Genomic DNA, 17,255 nt, shown 5'->3' on the forward strand with positions numbered 1-17,255 from the left:
CCCCCTGGACCGCACCGACCTCCCGCCACGCCCCGCCGGCGACCCCGGGCTGGTCGACCGGTTCGGCCGCTCCGCCGTCGACCTCCGGGTCTCCCTGACCGAGCGCTGCAACCTCCGCTGCACCTACTGCATGCCGGCGGAGGGCCTGCCCTTCGCACCCGACGCCGCGCTGATGTCAGCGGACGAGATCGCCCGCCTGGTGGGCCTCGGCGCGGAGCAGCTCGGCATCCGCAAGGTCCGCTTCACCGGCGGCGAGCCGCTGCTCCGCAAGGACCTGGTCGACGTGATCGCCCGGAGCGCGGCAGCCCACCCCGACCTCGAACTGTCACTGACGACGAACGCGATCGGGCTCGCCGGTCGTGCCGCCGCCCTCCGCGCCGCGGGGCTGCACCGGCTCAACGTCTCGCTCGACACCGTCGACCCGGACGTCTTCGCCGAGGTGACCCGCCGCCCGTTCCTCGACCGGGTCCTCGAGGGCATCGCGGCGGCCGCGGACGCCGGCCTCGGCGTCAAGGTCAACGCGGTCCTGATGCGCGGGGTCAACGACCACCTGGCGACCGAACTGCTGGCCTGGTGCCTGGAGCGTGGCCACGAGCTGCGGTTCATCGAGCAGATGCCCCTCGACCCGGGGCACGCCTGGGATGCGTCGACGATGATCACCGCTGTCCAGATCCGCGAGATCCTCGGCGCCGAGTACGAGCTGACCCCCGACGAGGCCCCGCGGAACGGCGCCCCCGCCGAGCGCTACCGCGTCCGCTCCCGGGCGACCGGTGCGGACCTCGGCACGGTCGGTGTCATCGCGAGCATCACCGAGTCGTTCTGCGCCGACTGCACGCGCACCCGCCTGACCGCCGACGGCCACGTCCGCAGCTGCCTGTTCTCGGACGACGAGGTCGACCTGCTCGGCCCCCTGCGTGCCGGTGCCGACGACGCGGTGGTCCTCGACCGGTGGCGCCGGGCGATGTGGGCGAAGCCCCGGGACCACGGTGACGACAGCGACGGCTTCGTGCACCCCACCCGTGGCATGAGCGCGATCGGCGGATGACGGACATGACCACGCTGCGCTTCTTCGCCGCCGCCCGTGCCGCGGTCGGTCTCGACGAGACGACCGTCTCGGCCGACTCGCTCGACGACGCCCTCCGGCAGGTGGACGCGGCGGACGCGGCCCGCTGGGCCGCCCTCCAGGAGCGCTGCTCCTACCTGGTCGACGGCGTGACCACCCGCGACCGGTCGACCTCGCTCGTCGGCGTCGGCATCGTCGACGTCATGCCACCCTTCGCCGGCGGCTAGGTCCGCGCCGGGCCCGTCATCGCTCCCACACGGTGAGTTCGGCCGGCGGCACGCGCACCCGGACCCGCAGGCCAGGGGTCAGCCCGAGCGCCGCGACCGCGGCGAGCGTCAGGTCCGCCGTGAGTTCCCCGGCCCGTACCCGGACGAGGCCGTCGCGGGGCTCCAGTCCGGTCACGGTCCGCAGCAGCCCGGTCCCGTCCTGGTCGGCGCGGGTCACGAGGGCGGCGGTCGGGTGGTGCGCGGCCGACACGGCACGGCCGGGAGGCACGCCGTGCGTCCCCGACGCCAGCGAGCCCCCGCCATCGGGTGCGGCCCCGGTCGCGGTCCCGTCCGTCGTCGTGGGATGGTCCAGCACGAGTCCGTCCGACGTCGCCGTGCCGTGCAGGACGACGAGGCCGGAGAACGTCGCCGCGAAGGCACTGCGCGGTCGGGCGAGGACATCGGTGGGACGCCCCTCCTCCACCACGCGGCCGTCCTCGAGCACGACGACCCGGTCGGCGAGGGCCATCACCTCGACGGGGTCGTGCGTGACGAGCAGGCTCGGTCGGCCGGCGACGGCGGAGCGGAGGGCTGCCCGGACCTCCTGCCGGGCGCCGACGTCGAGCGCCGAGGTCGGTTCGTCGAGCAGGACGACCGCCGGGTCCGCCGCCAGGGCACGGGCGATCGCGACGCGCTGGGCCTGACCGCCCGAGAGCGTCCCGGGGGCGCGGTCTGCCAGGTCGGCCACCCCGACGGCGGCCAGGGCCTGGCGGGCCGTCAGGCGGGCCTCCCGACCGGAGCGGCCGGCGGCCCGCGGCCCGAAGGCCACGTTCGCCAGGACGCTGCGGTGCGGGAACAGGTCCGGTCGCTGGGCGACCAGGCCGACACGGCGGCGGTGTGCGGGGACGCTGCGGCCCGGGTCGGCGAGCAGTCGACCGGCGGAGCGGACCTCGCCGGCGTCGAGGGCGAGCAGACCGGCGACGGCGTCGACGACGGTGGACTTGCCGGCACCGTTCGGGCCGATCAGGGCCACGCACTCGGCCGGGCCGACGGTCAGGGCGACGTCGACGTCGCGGTCGTGACGGACGACGTGGGCGACGAGTCCGGCCGCCTCGGTGTGTGCGGCGGTCACAGCGCGGCTCCGCGGGTCCGGACCGAGGCCAGGCCGATCACGAGCACCGCGACGACGACGAGCACCAGTGCGAGTGCGACCGCCCTGTCCGGGTCGATCTCGCGCTGCAGGTACACCTCGAGCGGGAGGGTCCGGGTCACGCCCTGCAGGCTGCCCGCGAACGTCAGGGTCGCGCCGAACTCACCGAGGGCGCGGGCGAAGCAGAGGACCAGGCCGGCCGTGATGCCCGGCAGCACCCGAGGGGTCGTGACCGTGAGGAAGGTGCGGGTCGGTCCGGCGCCGAGGGTGGCCGCGACCCGCTCGTACCGGTCCCCCTCGACACGGAGCGCCCCCTCGATCGAGGAGACCAGGAACGGCATCGCGACGAACGTCTGCGCGATCACGACCGCCGCCGTGGTGAACGCGATCCGCAGCCCGTGCTCGTCGAGGAACGCCCCGACGACGCCGAGCCGGCCGAACGCCGCGAGCAGCGCCAGGCCGCCGACCACCGGCGGCAGGACCAGCGGCAGGAGGACCACCGCGCGCGCCACCCCGGTCCACCGGGAGCGTGACCGGGCGAACAGCACCGCCAGCGGGTAGCCGAGGACGAAGGCGATGCCGGTCGCCGCGGTCGCCGTGCCGAGGCTCAGGCCGAGCGCGGTCAGCGACGCGGGCGAGGTCACCAGCGCGACGAAGGAGCCCCACTGCACCCGGCCGACCATCGCGAGCACCGGGACGACGACGAACAGGCCGCCGAGCACCGCGGGGACCGGCAGCCACCACGGCACCGGACCGCGGGCCGTCGGCCGAGCGCGTCCGGTGCCGGAGCCGCGTCGTGTGCTGCGGCCGCGTCGGGTGATGACTCGCTCTGCCGGGGGCACGGGGGTCAGGGCTTCCCGAAGCCGGCGTCGCGCAGGGTCCGCTGCCCCGCCGAGGACAGGACGTACGCCGTGAACGACCGGGCGAGGACGGGGTTCGCCGCGTCGCGCAGGACGCTGATCGGGTAGGTGTTGACCGCGTCGTCCGCGGCCGCGAACGGCACCCCGGTGACGTCGCGGCCCGCACCCTGCACGTCCGTGCGGTAGACGATGCCGGCGTCGGCCTGGCCCGAGCGCACCTTGCCGAGGACGTCGGTGACGGACTGCTCCTCGCTGACCGGGTGCAGGTCGACGCCGCTCGAGCGCTCGACCGCGAGCGTCGCGGCCCCGCACGGCACCGGGGCGGCGCAGGTCACGAGCTGCACGCCGGGGTCGTCGAGGTCCGCCAGGCCCCGGATGTGGTGCGGGTTGCCGGGGGCGACGGCGATCTCGAGGGTGTTCGTCGCGAAGTCCCGCGGCGAACCACTGGCCAGGCGCTGCTTCCCGAGCTCCGCCGTGGTGGCCTGGTCGGCCGATGCGATGACGTCCGCGGGGGCACCGTTCCGGATCTGGGAGACCAGGTCGCTCGACCCGGCGAACGAGGACGTCACGGTGGTGCCCGGGTGCGCCTGCTCGAAGTCGTGTCCGAGGGTGGTGAAGGTGCGCTGCAGCGACGCCGCGGCGAAGACCGTGATCGAGCCGGACGGGGCGGCGTTCGACGTCGCGCTCGTGCCGGGTCCGCCGCTCGCCGGAGTGCTCGCGCAGCCGCCGAGCGCCAGGGCCAGCAGCGCTCCGGCGGCCAGGACGGCCGTCGACCGCACGGGCTGTCGCATGGTGCCTCCTCGAGCGCCGGTCGGATCCGCAGGTGCGGTCGTTCGCAGCGATCTTACCCGCAGCAGCGGTTCACGGGAATGCGAGGGGCAACCCCTCACGGCGCCACGCATCGACGCCGCCGTCGAGGACGGTGACGGGCCTCCCGATCGTCCGCGCCCACGCGTCGGCCCGCGGCCCGCGTGCGCAGGTGACGACGACGTCCCCGACCGGCAGGGCGGCGTCCGCGTGCACGGACCCCGCGATGACGCCGGTGGCCCACTCCGCCGGGGTGCGGACGTCGACCAGGGTCAGGCTGTCGGTCGGGTCGGCCAGGCGGGCGGCGAGGGCCGCGGGCGCGATGCGCGGCGCAGCACCGCTCGTGCCGCCGGCGCCGTCCGCTCCGGCCGCTCCGGCCGCTCCGGCCGCTCCGGCCGCTCCGGCCGGGAGGCCCGTGGGACGTCGCGACGCCGGCCCACGTCGGATCGGGCTCTCGATCCAGCGCCACCGTCGCGCGTCCACCGTGAGGAGCCGGCCGAGCAGCGGTTCGCCGAGCCCGGCGACGAGGGCCGTCACCTGTGCGGCCATCACCGACCCCACCGCTCCGCAGAGCGCCGGCAGCACGCCGTCGATCGCACACGAGCCCTCGTCGGGCAGGACCTCCGGGTGCAGGTCGTGGAAGTCGACACCGTCGTCCCCGGCATCGCGGAAGACCGAGACCTGGCCGTCGTACGAGAGCACGGTGCCCCAGACGAACGGGATGCCGAGCGGGGCGCACGCGTCCGAGATCGCCCGCGTCACGTCCACCGCGTCGGCCGCGTCGACCACGACGTCGTGCCCGGCGACGTGTTCCGGCCGGAAGCGTCCGACGACCGCGACGACGTCGAGCTCGGGGTCGACCGCGCGCGCACGGGCAGCGGCGACCTCGGCCTTCGCCACACCGACGTCCGCGGTCGTGAAGAGCGTCTGTCGGGCGAGGTTCGAGCCGTCCACGACGTCGTCGTCGACGATCGTCAGGCGACCGAGCCCGCTGCCGGCCAGGTAGGAGACGACGGGCGCACCGAGCCCGCCCGCCCCGACGACCAGCACCCGCGCACGACCGAGGCGTTCGAGGACGTCGGGGCCGGACCCGGCGAGCGCGGCCGTCCGCGAACCCAGTCGTCGTCGCGCGGTGCTGACGGGCGTGCTCACGGCGCCTCCTCCGGGCTGGGTGTCTCGACCGTCACCATCGTCGCCTTGACCGAGGCCACGGCGACCGAACCGATCTCGAGCCCGAGGTCGCGGACCGCCTCCGAGCTCATCAGGGAGACGACACGGTGCGGGCCGCACTGCAGCTCGACCTGGGCCATCACGGTGTCCACGACGAGCCCCGTCACGATGCCGACGAAGCGGTTGCGCGCCGAGCTGCGAACCCCCGAGGGGTCGGCGAGCTGGTCGCCGCGCGACCGGGCGTACTCGGCGAGCTCCCGCCCGTCGACGACCGCCCGTCCGACGGCGTCGGTCGCGCGGGTGAAGGTGCTGCCCTCGACGAGACGGCGCACGGTGTCGTCACTGACCCCGAGGTACGTCGCTGCGTCACGGATCCGGAGCTGCGTCATGACGACGACCTTAACTGTGGATCACCGACCCTCGGCTTGTGGACACTCACCGCCTCGGAGGGGCCGATGTCGGGTTCCCGTCCAGCGGCGCTCGGTACCGTCTCCGGCGTGAGTTCCCCCCGTACCGGCAGCATCGGCGTCCCGCACGCGGTCCGCCACGTGCCGGTCCGTGCCGGGCTCCGCGGTGCCGTCTCGGCCGCCACGACCGCCGCGGTCCGCACCCCGGAACTCACCGTCGGGGCCCTCGGCGTCGTCGTCGCCGCGGCCTTCTCGTGGGTGCCGTCGCTCTGGTACGACGAGGCCGCGACCGTCACCAGCGCGCAGCGTTCCTGGCCGCAGCTGTGGGCCGAGCTGCACACGGTCGACGCCGTGCACGGTCTGTACTACGCGGTCGTCCACGCCTGGTTCTGGCTGGTCGGCTACACCCCCTTCACGCTGCGTCTGCCGAGCGCGCTCGCGATCGGCGTCGCCGCCGCCCTCGTGGTCGCGCTCGGCCGCCGGATCGGTGGCAAGCGGCTCGGCATCACGGCCGGCATCGTGTTCCTGCTGCTGCCCCGCGTGCAGTGGGCCGGCACCGAGGGTCGGCCCTACGCCACGATCACGACCCTCTCGGTCTGCCTGACACTGGTCGGCCTGACCGCGCTCCGCCGCAGCCGCCACGGACGTGCGACCGGGTGGTGGGGCGCCTACGGCGTGCTCGCCGTCGTCGCCGTCGCGTTCAACGTGTACCTCTCGCTCGCGGTCGTCGCCCATGCCGTGGCACTCGCCTGGACCCTGCTCGCCGAACGGCACGACCTCCGACGGGCCACCGTCTCGCGGACCGGCCGGACGCCGGGTCCCCCGCTCGTCTCGCGTGGCGTGCTCGTCCGGTGGGCCGCCGCCGCGGGCCTCGCAGCCGTGGTCGTCGCGCCGTTCGTCGTCGTGGTGTCGTCACAGGCGAAGCAGGTCGGGTGGATCAAGGGCATCAGCGCCAGCACGTTCGGGCAGGTCTTCTCGACGGCGTGGTTCGGTGCCTCCGACCCGTACGCGGCGATGGCGTGGACGCTCATGGTCGTCGGCGTCGTCACCGCCCTGGTGCAGGTGCGCCAGCGGGTGCCATCGGCACGGGCAGTGCTTCGGGCCCAGGCCGTCCGCGTGGCGCTCCCCCTGGTCGTCGTCCCGACCACGGTCCTCCTGCTCGCGACCGCGCTGGGTGAGCGGCTCTACTCCCCCAAGTACGCGTCCCTGAGCCTGCCGTTCGTGGCGGTGCTCATCGCGCTCGCGCTGACGATGATCCGACCGAAGGCACTGCTCTCGGTGGCCGTCGCCGCGCTCGTCGTCCTGTCGGTCCCCACCGCCGTGACCGTGAAGGGGCCGGAGGCGAAGTCCGGATCGACCTGGGCGCAGGCGGCCTCGATCGTCAGCGCTGAGCGGGCGGCGCGTCCGAGCGCGAACGAGGGCGTCGTCTTCGGCAGCGTCTACCGGCATCCGACCACGACGGCGGAGATCATCAAGGTCTCGTACCCGGAGGCGTTCGCCGGCCTCACCGACCTGGCCGTCGGCACGAAGGGGGCCGACCAGGGCGTGCTCTGGAACCGGAACGCCGACCTCGCCTCGACCGTCCCCGCGCGCCTCGGTGACATCGACACCGTCTGGTACGTCGGCGGCACCTCACGCACGATCCGGCCCGAGCTGAAGGCCGTGCTCGCGGAGCGCGGGTTCCGTCCCGCGCACAACTGGCAGACCGGCAAGGTCATCATGACGGAGTTCGTCCGCTCCTGACGCGTGCCGGCCGCCGTCAGTGCAGGACGCGGGCGCCGTGCACGGGGCCGTTCGCCCGCAGTGCCACGAACCCGGAGGCGCTCAGCGCCACCTGCACCTCGAGTGCCGCGTCGCGGTCCGGCACGAGGAACGCCACCGTCGGCCCGCTGCCCGACACCAGGCCGGCGAGGGCACCGGAGCGCTCCCCCAACTCCAGCGTCTCCGCCAGGGCCGGCTGCAGGCGCATCGCGGGGGCCTGCAGGTCGTTGTGCAGGTTCTCGGCGAGCAGTTCGGCGTCGCCGACACGGAGCGCCTGCAGGACCTGCGCCTCGACCACGGGGGTGCGCGGCGCCGGCGAGATGTCGGCGCGGTAGCGCTCCCGGTGCTCGTCGAGCGCGCGGTACACGGACGGAGTCGACAGGCCGGTCTCGCTGAGCGCCAGGACCCAGTGGAACTCGCCCTTCGCCAGCGCCGGGCTGAGCTCGTCGCCACGACCGGTCCCGACGGCGGTACCGCCGGCGAAGGCGAACGGCACGTCGGCACCGAGCTCGGCCGCCAGACGCAGCAGTTCGTCCCGCCCGAGGCCCGTTCCCCACAGGGTGTCGACGGCCAGGAGGGTCGCGGCGGCGTCCGCCGAGCCACCACCCATGCCGCCGGCGACCGGGACCTGCTTGTCGATGGTCAGGTGCACGCCGCCGCGGTGGCCCGCCGTGCGGGCGACCAGACGGGCGGCGCGGATCGCCAGGTTCGTGTCGTCCGTCGGCACCGACGACGTGTCGATCGGACCGGTGAACCGGACCGAGAAGTCGTCGGCGCGCTCGGCCGTGACGTCCTCGTACAGGGACACCGCCTGGTACGCGGTGGCGATGTCGTGGTACCCGTCGTCCTGCAGGGCGCCGACGGACAGGTGGACGTTGATCTTGCCCGGTGCGCGCGTCCGCACCCGATCCGGAGCGGGCGTCGACGTCATGCGACCAACCTATCCCCGTCCGGGTCGGGCTCCCGTCGCGTCGCCCGCCGCGGCGAACCCACGGCGCAGGTCCGCGATGACGTCGTCGACGTGTTCCAGGCCGATCGACAGACGGATGAGCCCCTCGCCGACGCCCGCTGCGGCACGCTCCGACGGGGTCATCTGCACGTGGGTGGTCGACGCCGGGTGCACGACCAGGGAACGGACGTCGCCGATGTTCGAGACGTGGTCGAAGAGCTCCAGTGCCGAGACGAAGCGCCGCCCGGCCTCCACGCCGCCGGCCAGGTCGAACGCCAGGACGCTCGACGGCCCCTTCGGCACGTACCGCTGCTGCAGGTGGTGCCACGGGGAGCTCGGCAGTCCGGCGTAGTGCACGTGCTCGACCTGCTCGTGCGTGTCGAGCCAGGACGCCACCGTGGCCGCGTTCGAGACGTGTCGGTCCATGCGGAGCGACAGGGTCTGGATGCCCTGCAGCACCAGGAACGCGGTGAACGGGGCGATCGCCGGGCCGAGGTCCGCCGACAGCTTCGACCGGGTGCGCTGGATGAACGCGCGCCGCCCGAACTTCTCGGCGAAGTTCGTGCCCGCGAATCCGGAGTGCTCGGTCGTCGCCAGCTGCGGGTACTTCGTCGGGTGTGCCGCCCAGTCGAACGAGCCGGCGTCGACGATGAGTCCTGCGATCGCACTGCCGTGCCCGGCGAGGTACTTCGTCGCGGAGTGCACCACGATGTCCGCGCCGTGCTCGATCGGCCGGACGAGGTACGGGGTCGCGATCGTGTTGTCGACGATGAGCGGGACCCCGGCGTCGTGGGCGACCCCGGCCACCCCGGCGAAGTCCAGGACGTCGCCGCGCGGGTTCGGGATCGACTCGCCGAAGAAGGCCCGCGTCTCGGGGCGGACGGCGGCGGCCCACTCGTCCAGGTCCGTGGGGTCCTGCACGAAGGTGAACGCGATGCCCAGGTCCTTGAGCGTGGACGCGAAGAGCGTGTAGGTCGCGCCGTACAGCGACGCGCTCGAGACGATGTGGTCCCCGGCCCGCGCGAGGCCGAGCACCGCCAACGACGTGGCCGCCTGCCCGGACGCGAGCGCCAGGGCGGCGACACCGCCCTCGAGGTCGGCGATCCGACGCTCCAGCGCCGCAGCCGACGGGTTGTTCACCCGGGAGTACGTGTGCCCGGGCGCGTTCAGCAGGAACCGGTCGGCCGCGTCCTCGCCGGACGGGTACACGAAGGCCGCGGTCTGCGCGATCGGCGGCACGTTCCCGCCGAAACCGGGATCGGACTTGAAGCCCGCCCGGATCTGCCGGGTCTCGAACGCCCAGTCGTCCTCGACGGCCATCAGGACACGGTCTCGGCAGGCACCGCGGCGCGGACGAGCGGGATGACCTGCTCGCCGAAGCGCTCCATCTCCTCGAGCTGCGGCGAGAACTGCAGCAGCAGCGTGTCGACGCCCGCGTCCTCGTACTCGCGGATCCGCGCGGCGACCTGCTCCGGCGTGCCGACGAACTGCGGCCGGAGCCCCCGGTTCGACACCGAGTAGTCCTCGAGCGAGGGGACGTGCTCGAGTTGCGACTTCGAGATGAAGTCCTGGTACGACTCGTACGCCTTGCCGTGCTGGACATCGGTGATGCGCGCGAGCTCGGCCTGGGCCTCTTCCTCGGTCTCCCGCACGATCGCGTACGCGGCCATCCCGAACGCCTCGAACGGCGGCAGGCCGGCGTCCTCGCGGCGACGACGCATCTCGGCGATCTTGTTCCGGAGCTCCTCGACGGTGCCGCCGTGGGTCACGTAGGCGTCCGCGTAGTGCGTGATGCTCGCCTTGCCGGCCTCACTCTCGCCGCCGGCGTAGATGCGCGGGGTGACGCGCGGTTTCGGCTCCAGGTGCGCGTTCTCGACGTCGTAGTACTCGCCGTGGAAGGAGTACGGCGTCTCCCGCCACATCCCCTTCATGACCTCGACGAACTCCGCGGTGCGCTTGTACCGGTCGTCGTGCTCGGAGAAGATGCCGCCGTACTGACGGGCCTCTTCCGCCCACCAGGCGCTCACCACGTTGAAGGTGAAGCGGCCGCCGGAGATGTCGTCGATCGTGGCCGCCTGCTTCGCCGTCACCGCGGGCAGGTGGTACCCGGGACGCATCGCCGCCATGATCTCCAGGCGTTCGGTGGTTGCCGCGATCGCCGCCGCCAGTGCCCACGCCTCGAGGCTCGGCGCCGCGACGCCCTTGATGTCGTTGAGGTTCAGCTCCGGCACGAGGGTCAGGTCGAACCCGATCCGCTCGGCGCGCTGCGCCAGGAGCTTCACGTAGTCGAACGTGACCGGCATCTGCTCGTCGTCGACGTTGCGCAGCCAGCCGCCGAAGAGCGGGGTCCAGTATCCGAATCGCACGGGGTGGGTTCCTTGGGTGGTGAGGAGGGACGGACGGGAGGCTCGCCCCGGGTGGTGGGGCGCGCCTCCCGTCCGGTGGGTGGTCGGGACGGTGCGGGCCGCGTGGTCAGGCGTGCGTCGGTGCGGCTGTCGCCGCGTACTCCGCGTCCAACAGGCCGCCGAGGAACCGGGCGATGGAGCGCGGGCCGGAGGCCGGCGCGACCGCCTCGACGGCGGGGTTGTAGTTCGTGTTCGTGTTGATGTCGTACACGACGGTGCGCCCGTCGGTGGTCTCCATGAACTCGACCCCCGCGATCTGGATCCGCTGGTCCGCGAGGAAGCCCCGCAGCTGCTGGACGAGCGGGTGCTCGGCGGTCACCTCGGAGCGGACGGAGAACGTGTCCGCCGTCACGGTGGCGCCGTCGGTGCCGGGGACCTCGCACACCGCGCCGGCGATGACCTGCGGCCCGTTCTCTCCGGACGGCACAGCGCACGCGTCCGCGGGGCAGAGCTCGAAGCTGCCGGCGCTCGTGTCGACGCGGACCGCGTAGACGAACTCGCCGCCGACGAACTCGGCGCGCGTGATGAACGGCTCACGCGCGGTCAGGTACTCCTGCAGCAGCGTGATGCCGTCGACCGGCGCCTCGAACTCGGGGCTGTCGACGTAGGCGTCGAACTCGGCGAGGGAGTCGAAGCGGCGAACGCCGAGGCCCTTGCCGCCCTGGTTGTGCTTCGTGATGAACGGGACGTCCTGGCCGCCCGTGAAGGTCGCCGCGGACTGCTTGAGCGTCGTCGTGCCGAAGACCGCCGTCGTGCGGGGCACGTCGAAGCCCGCGGCGCGGAGCAACCCGTGCTGCGAGACCTTCGACACCTCGAGCTCGAGGACGTGGCTGCCGCCGACCACCTGGCGTCCGGCACGCTCGAGCCATCCGAGCAGCGCCCGGGTGTACTCCTTGCTGTGCTCGTGCCCACGGGTGTGGCTGCTCGCCGACATGCGACTCCAGTAGACGCCCGGCTCCGGTTCGGCCCCGAGGTCGATCTGCCCCTCGGTCAGGAGGACCTCCTGCACCGGGACGCCCTCGGCCTCGAAGGCGGCGGCGAGCGGCGGGAACCACTCGGGGTTCTCGTGGATGACGTACACGCGCGGAGTGCTCACCGCTCCACCCTAGGCACGGTGTCCCCGCATCTGCCAGGCGTGTGACGCGGTGTTGCATGCGCACCACACTGCTGCCGCACGACGCAACGCCCCGCACTGGGCGGGGCGTTGGCTGGGCGCGGGAGGCCCGGAGGCATCCTGCATCGCCAGCATATCAGTTCATCGCGGCGCTGGTGAGGCGTCGAAGGTCTGCTGGCCGACGACCCCGAGGAGCTCGAGCTTCTGCGCGTCCTCGCTGCCTGCAGGAGCCGTGAAGAGCAGCAGCGCCTGCGCCTGGTCGTCCGTGTGCAGCACCTGGCAGTCGACGGTGATCCGCCCGAGCTCGGGCTGCACGATCGTCTTGTTGTCCGACCAGCGGGTCGCCACCTCGTGCAGTGCCCACAGCGCGGCGAACTCGGGGCTCCGCCGTTCGAGCTCCGCGATGAGCTCGGTCGCGCGACGGTCACCTGGTCCGGCGAGGCCGATGGCCGCACGGAGCGAGGCCACGACGACCCGCCCCAGACGTTCGTGCTGCTCCGGCGCGTACTTCGCCCGCTCGGTGCCGGTGACGAACCACCGCCAGGCCTGGTAGCGCTCGTTGCCGGCCAGCCCGACGGAAGTGCCGAGGAGCGCCGCCGCCAACGGGTTCTCGACGAGCGTCTCGCCCAGGTGGTTGACGACGATCGCGGGGGTGTCCGCCAACCGGTCGAGCACGCGGAGGATCGCGGGGTCGACGTGGTCGGCGCGGTGCATCCGGACCGGTGCGTTCTGCCCTGCCAGGTGGAACAGGTGGTCCCGTTCGTCGAGCGAGCAACGGAGGGCACGGGCGATCGCCGCGACCATCTGCTCGGACGGCTGCGGGCCACGCTGCTGCTCGAGCCGCGTGTAGTAGTCGACCGACATGCCGGCCTGGGCCGCGACCTCCTCACGACGGAGGCCCGGGGTCCGCCGTCGAGCGCCGGCCCCGATCCCGACGTCCTCCGGTCGGAGCATCTCCCGACGGCGGCGGAGGAAGTCGGCGAGGGCAGCACGGTCCATGCGCCCAGTCTGCTGCGTCGGCGCGCTCGGAGCCAGGGATCGCCGGTCCCCCGATGACCACGCTCTGGTTGCCTCGGCCGGGACGGCGCATCGTGGTGGTCATGGACATCACGAACAGCACCGTCTTCATCCCCGGCGCGACCTCGGGCATCGGCCTGGCACTCGCGCTCCGCCTGCAGCAGGCCGGTAGCACCGTCGTCATCGGCGGCCGTCGGCAGGCCCTCCTCGACTCCATCGCCACCGAACACGGCTTGGGCACCGTGCACATCGACGTCGCCGACGCGGAGTCGATCCGGCAGGCCGCCGAGACCGTCCTCGGGACCTACCCCGCACTCGACACCCTCGTGACGATGTCGGGGATCATGCGGAACGAGGACCTCCGTGACCCGGGACACATCTCCGACGCCGTCGAGACCATCGAGACCAACCTGGTCGGCACGATCCGGCTGATCGACGCCTTCCTGCCGCACCTGCTCGGCCGTCCCAGCGCCACGGTCATGACCGTGTCGTCCGGCCTGGCGTTCGTCCCGCTCACCGCGACGCCGACCTACAACGCCACGAAGGCCGGCGTGCACTCGTACACGCAGGCACTCCGACAGCAGCTCGTCGGTTCGTCGGTCCAGGTGCTCGAGCTCGCGCCGCCCGCGGTCGCGACCGACCTGATGGGCGGCCAGGACTTCGGCGGGATGCCGCTCGACGCGTTCATCGACGAGGTGGCGGGTCTCATCGAGTCCGGTGCCGCTCCCGAGATCCTCGTGCAGAACGTCCAGCCGCTGCGATGGGCGGAGCGCAACGGGAACCACCAGCAGATCCTCGAGATGATGGCTGGACGCGATCACTGACAGCCTGCTCCCGGCAAGCGCGCGCTCCGGTTCCGCTGCAGCGATCCGGACACGGTCGTTGCCGCCCTGGAGGCTCGGGGCGCGTCCGTCCGCTGACCGGCTGTCAGGCGGTCGTGTCGGCCGCGGCGCCCCCCGCTGCAGCGAGGACGGTCCGGCCGAGGCGCACGAAGTCGTCGACCCCGAGCTCTTCGCCACGCGCCGTCGGCGCGATGCCCGCGGCTTCGAGGACCTCGGACGCATGCGCACTGCCCCCCAGGACACCGGAGAGTGCCTGGCGGAGCATCTTCCGGCGCTGCTGGAACGCCGCGTCGACCAGGGTGAACACCCGAGAACGGAGCTGTTCGTCGCCCGGCGGCTCGTGTCGGTCGAACCCGACCAGGACGCTGTCGACGTTCGGCACCGGCCAGAAGACCTGCCGACTGACCTGCCCGGCGATGCGCCACGACCCGTACCAGGCGGCCTTGACGCTCGGGGATCCGTAGACCTTGCTGCCCGGGTCGGCGGCCAGGCGGTAGCCGACCTCGGCCTGCACCATCACCAGCGAGCGGACGAGGGACGGGAAGGTCGCGAGCAGGTGCAGCAGCACCGGTACGGACACGTTGTACGGCAGGTTCGCGACGAGGTGCGTCGGCAGGACGGGCAGGTCCTCGGCGGAGACCTGCATGGCGTCCTGGTGGACCACCGTCAGGCGGGCGTCGGGCTGCATCGCGGAGACGGTCGTCGGCAGGTGCGCTGCGAGCCGGGCGTCGATCTCGACGGCGGTGACCGGAGCACCGGTCTCGGTGAGGCCGAGCGTCAACGACCCGAGCCCCGGTCCGACCTCGAGCACCTTCGACTGCGGCGTGACACCGGCGATCGACACGATGCGCCGGACGGTGTTGGCGTCGTGCACGAAGTTCTGGCCGAGCTTCTTGGTGGGGGTGACGTCGAGCGTCGCCGCGAGTTCCCGGATCTCCGCCGGGCCGAGGAGCGCGCCCACGGCTACTGCACCACCGTGACGGGTTCGGCGTCCCACGCGCCGTAGACGAGTTCCGTGTTCGAGGTGATCTGCGCCGCGAGCATCGAGGCGTCGGTCCCCAGCGTCTCGGCCATCGACCGGAGCGTGTGCGGGATCAGGTACGGCGCGTTCGGCCGGCCGCGGAACGGCGTCGGGGTGAGGAACGGCGCGTCCGTCTCGATCATGATCAGGTGGCGCGGGGCGACGTGCAGTGCGTCCCGCAGGTTCTGCGCGTTCTTGAACGTCACGGTGCCGGCGAACGACATGTACCAGCCGCGCTCGGCGCACAGGCGCGCGAGCTCCGGGCCGCCCGAGAAGCAGTGGAAGACGGTGCGCTCGGGTGCGCCGACGCGCTCGAGGACCTCGACCACGGCGTCGTGGGCGTCACGGTCGTGGATGGTCAGCGCGAGGTCGTGGTCCTTCGCGATGCGGATGTGCTCTTCGAAGGAGCGGATCTGTGCCGCCCGGCCGTCGTCACCGGTGCGGAAGAAGTCGAGCCCGGTCTCCCCGATCGCCCGCACCCGGGGCAGGGCCGCGAGCTCGGCGATACCGGCGAGGTGCTCGTCGAGCAGCCCCTGCTCGTCGAGGACCGGGGCTTCGTTCGGGTGCAGGGCCACCGCGGCGAGGACCCGGGGCTCCCGTGCTGCGATCGATGCCGACCACCGTGAGGTGGCCAGGTCCGTGCCGACCTGCACGACACCGCGGACACCGACGCTCGACGCGCGGTCGAGGTGCTCCCGGTAGTCGAGCGGACCGTCGCCGCCGTCCCCGACACCGTCGGCGATCTCCATGTGGGTGTGGTTGTCGTACACCGGGACGGTGAGGGCCTGCGGCAGCGGCGGGTACGTCAGGTCCCGCTTCTGCCCGCCGCCGTCGCCGCCGCGGGCACGGACGTGCGCGTCGGTCACGCGGCGCCCTGCTCCGGCTGCTCGATGCGCGGGAAGAGCCCGGCGGCGAGCGGCGTCACCGTCTCGGACCCCTGCCACTCCCAGGCGCGGTCGATGCGCTGCTCAGCGATCGAGCCACCGGCGCCGATCGAGGCCCAGAGCTTCTCGGTCGCCTTCGGCATCACCGGGGACACGAGCACGGCCACGGTCCCGAGTCCCCGCAGTGCGGTGACGAGCACGGTCGCGAGGCGCTCACGCTGCGCGTCGTCCTTCGCGAGGGCCCAGGGCTCCTGCTCGGTGATGTAGCCGTTCAGGGCGTCCACGAGCTCCCAGACGGTGCTGATCGCGTCGTGCGGTGCGAACGCGGCGATCGCGGCGTCGGCCCGTTCGGTGACCTCCTGCGCGAGGGCGTCGATCGCTGCGTCGGACCCGGTCAGCTCGCCCCGCTCGGGGACGGCGCCGTCGAAGTAGCGGTTGAGCATCGCGACGATGCGGGAGGCCAGGTTCCCGAACCCGTTGGCGAGCTCCGCCTGGTACCGCGCCGAGATGTCCTCCCAGCTGAAGTTACCGTCCTGCCCGAAGGTGATCGCCCGGAGGAAGTAGTACCGGAAGGCGTCGGAGCCGAACGTGTCGGTGATCTCGCTCGGGGCGATGCCCGTCAGCTTCGACTTCGACATCTTCTCGCCGCCGACGAGCAGCCAGCCGTGGCCGAAGACACGCTCGGGGACCGGGAGCCCGGCCGCCATCAGCATCGCCGGCCAGATGACGGCGTGGAAGCGGGCGATGTCCTTGCCGACGATGTGCACGCTCGGCCAGAGGCGCTGGAAGGCTTCGTCGTCCTCGGTGCCGTACCCCAGTGCGGTGATGTAGTTCAGCAGCGCGTCGAACCAGACGTACAGGACGTGGTCGGAGTCCCACGGGATCTGGATGCCCCAGTCGAAGCTCGACCGCGAGATCGACAGGTCGCGCAACCCCTGCTTGACGAAGGAGACGATCTCGTTGCGGACGCTCTCCGGCTGGATGAACTGCGGGTTCGACTCGTAGAGGTCGAGCAGACGCTGCTCGAAGTCGGACATGCGGAAGAAGTAGTTGCGCTCGGCCAGGACCTCCACCGGGATGGAGTGGATCGCGCAGACCTGCTGACCCTCGTACGGGCCGGTGCCGGGGACCAGGTCGCTCGGCTGCTTGTACTCCTCGCAGCCGACGCAGTAGAAGCCCTCGAACTCGCCGGCGTAGATGAAGCCGTCGTCGTACAGCTTCTGCAGGAACGCCGTGACGCCACGCTCGTGCCGCTCGTCGGTGGTCCGGATGAAGTCGTCGTTGGCCACGTCCACCGTGTCGAGCAGCGGCTTCCAGGCGTCGGTGACCAGGCGGTCGGCCCACTCCTTCGGCGTGACGTCGTTCGCCGAGGCGGTGCGGAGGATCTTCTGCCCGTGCTCGTCGGTGCCCGTGAGCAGCCAGGTGTCGTCCCCACGCTGGCGGTGCCAGCGCGCGAGGACGTCCGCGGCGACCTCCGTGTACGCGTGCCCGATGTGGGGCACGTCGTTGACGTAGAAGATCGGCGTGGTGATCGAGAACGAGCTGCCGTCGGCCATGCGGACCATCCTAGAGGCGCGCCCGAGCACCGTGACGCGCTGC

17 protein-coding genes are annotated in these 17,255 nt (G+C 72.7%); 4 read left to right on the forward strand and 13 right to left on the reverse strand.

The annotated features are described in order from the left end of the window. Nucleotides 1–4: 4 nt before the first annotated feature. On the forward strand, nt 5–1,045 hold the full coding sequence (gene moaA / locus DEJ33_RS14685; RefSeq protein ID WP_111195393.1) for a GTP 3',8-cyclase MoaA: 1,041 nt from the start codon (nt 5–7) through the stop codon (nt 1,043–1,045). A 5-nt stretch (nt 1,046–1,050) separates the two neighbouring features. Continuing rightward, a complete protein-coding gene (locus tag DEJ33_RS14690; RefSeq protein ID WP_220034493.1) occupies nt 1,051–1,290 on the forward strand; it encodes a MoaD/ThiS family protein in 240 nt (79 codons plus the stop codon). 16 nt (nt 1,291–1,306) lie between these two features. Here the strand turns inward: DEJ33_RS14690 and DEJ33_RS14695 are convergent, their stop codons facing one another. The 5 genes from DEJ33_RS14695 to DEJ33_RS14715 all read right to left on the reverse strand — a co-directional run bounded on the left by DEJ33_RS14695 (nt 1,307) and on the right by DEJ33_RS14715 (nt 5,645). Beyond that, nucleotides 1,307–2,401 carry an ABC transporter ATP-binding protein gene (locus DEJ33_RS14695; protein ID WP_111195377.1) on the reverse strand — a complete coding sequence of 365 codons (1,095 nt, stop codon included), beginning with the start codon at nt 2,399–2,401 and terminating at the stop codon, nt 1,307–1,309. Beyond that, complete coding sequence (locus DEJ33_RS14700) at nt 2,398–3,168, reverse strand: ABC transporter permease (protein ID WP_111195378.1); 771 nt, start codon at nt 3,166–3,168, stop codon at nt 2,398–2,400. Before DEJ33_RS14700 ends, DEJ33_RS14695 begins: the two co-directional genes overlap by 4 nt. A gap of 98 nt (nt 3,169–3,266) precedes the next feature. Next, entirely contained in the window at nt 3,267–4,070 is an 804-nt protein-coding gene (gene modA, locus DEJ33_RS14705) for a molybdate ABC transporter substrate-binding protein (protein ID WP_111195379.1), read from the reverse strand. Between the two features lie 70 nt (nt 4,071–4,140). Next, nucleotides 4,141–5,238, reverse strand: coding sequence for a ThiF family adenylyltransferase (locus tag DEJ33_RS14710; protein WP_111195380.1), 1,098 nt, complete (start codon nt 5,236–5,238; stop codon nt 4,141–4,143). After that, nucleotides 5,235–5,645 carry a molybdopterin-binding protein gene (locus DEJ33_RS14715; RefSeq protein ID WP_110904653.1) on the reverse strand — a complete coding sequence of 137 codons (411 nt, stop codon included), beginning with the start codon at nt 5,643–5,645 and terminating at the stop codon, nt 5,235–5,237. Before DEJ33_RS14715 ends, DEJ33_RS14710 begins: the two co-directional genes overlap by 4 nt. A gap of 108 nt (nt 5,646–5,753) precedes the next feature. Between DEJ33_RS14715 and DEJ33_RS14720 the strand changes: the two genes are divergently transcribed. Continuing rightward, nucleotides 5,754–7,406, forward strand: a complete 1,653-nt coding sequence (locus DEJ33_RS14720) for a glycosyltransferase family 39 protein (RefSeq protein WP_181437320.1) — start codon at nt 5,754–5,756, stop codon at nt 7,404–7,406. Between the two features lie 16 nt (nt 7,407–7,422). Here the strand turns inward: DEJ33_RS14720 and DEJ33_RS14725 are convergent, their stop codons facing one another. The 5 genes from DEJ33_RS14725 to DEJ33_RS14745 form a co-directional block, all read right to left on the reverse strand. Beyond that, nucleotides 7,423–8,355, reverse strand: coding sequence for a 4-(cytidine 5'-diphospho)-2-C-methyl-D-erythritol kinase (locus DEJ33_RS14725; protein ID WP_111195382.1), 933 nt, complete (start codon nt 8,353–8,355; stop codon nt 7,423–7,425). 9 nt (nt 8,356–8,364) lie between these two features. Then, the gene (locus DEJ33_RS14730) at nt 8,365–9,693 is read right to left on the reverse strand and encodes an O-acetylhomoserine aminocarboxypropyltransferase/cysteine synthase family protein (RefSeq protein ID WP_111195383.1); all 1,329 of its coding nucleotides are present in this window, start codon (nt 9,691–9,693) and stop codon (nt 8,365–8,367) included. After that, a complete protein-coding gene (locus DEJ33_RS14735) occupies nt 9,693–10,739 on the reverse strand; it encodes an LLM class flavin-dependent oxidoreductase (RefSeq protein ID WP_111043999.1) in 1,047 nt (348 codons plus the stop codon). Before DEJ33_RS14735 ends, DEJ33_RS14730 begins: the two co-directional genes overlap by 1 nt. A gap of 106 nt (nt 10,740–10,845) precedes the next feature. Beyond that, entirely contained in the window at nt 10,846–11,874 is a 1,029-nt protein-coding gene (locus DEJ33_RS14740) for a RimK family alpha-L-glutamate ligase (protein WP_111079131.1), read from the reverse strand. A 159-nt stretch (nt 11,875–12,033) separates the two neighbouring features. Beyond that, nucleotides 12,034–12,891 carry a helix-turn-helix transcriptional regulator gene (locus tag DEJ33_RS14745; RefSeq protein WP_111079130.1) on the reverse strand — a complete coding sequence of 286 codons (858 nt, stop codon included), beginning with the start codon at nt 12,889–12,891 and terminating at the stop codon, nt 12,034–12,036. A 101-nt stretch (nt 12,892–12,992) separates the two neighbouring features. Here DEJ33_RS14745 and DEJ33_RS14750 point away from each other — a divergent pair, with 101 nt between their 5' ends. Continuing rightward, nucleotides 12,993–13,733, forward strand: coding sequence for an SDR family oxidoreductase (locus DEJ33_RS14750; RefSeq protein WP_111079129.1), 741 nt, complete (start codon nt 12,993–12,995; stop codon nt 13,731–13,733). A gap of 103 nt (nt 13,734–13,836) precedes the next feature. Here DEJ33_RS14750 and rsmA read toward each other — a convergent pair whose 3' ends face one another. Genes rsmA through metG form a run of 3 tightly spaced genes read right to left on the reverse strand, consistent with a single transcriptional unit; the run spans nt 13,837 to nt 17,212 of the window. Further along, the gene (rsmA, locus tag DEJ33_RS14755) at nt 13,837–14,712 is read right to left on the reverse strand and encodes a 16S rRNA (adenine(1518)-N(6)/adenine(1519)-N(6))-dimethyltransferase RsmA (RefSeq protein WP_110904662.1); all 876 of its coding nucleotides are present in this window, start codon (nt 14,710–14,712) and stop codon (nt 13,837–13,839) included. Between the two features lie 2 nt (nt 14,713–14,714). After that, nucleotides 14,715–15,638, reverse strand: a complete 924-nt coding sequence (locus DEJ33_RS14760; protein WP_110904663.1) for a TatD family hydrolase — start codon at nt 15,636–15,638, stop codon at nt 14,715–14,717. Continuing rightward, nucleotides 15,635–17,212 carry a methionine--tRNA ligase gene (metG, locus tag DEJ33_RS14765; RefSeq protein WP_111079128.1) on the reverse strand — a complete coding sequence of 526 codons (1,578 nt, stop codon included), beginning with the start codon at nt 17,210–17,212 and terminating at the stop codon, nt 15,635–15,637. Before metG ends, DEJ33_RS14760 begins: the two co-directional genes overlap by 4 nt. Nucleotides 17,213–17,255: the final 43 nt, after the last annotated feature.

This window comes from Curtobacterium sp. MCPF17_047, from assembly GCF_003234045.1.
GTDB lineage: Bacteria > Actinomycetota > Actinomycetes > Actinomycetales > Microbacteriaceae > Curtobacterium.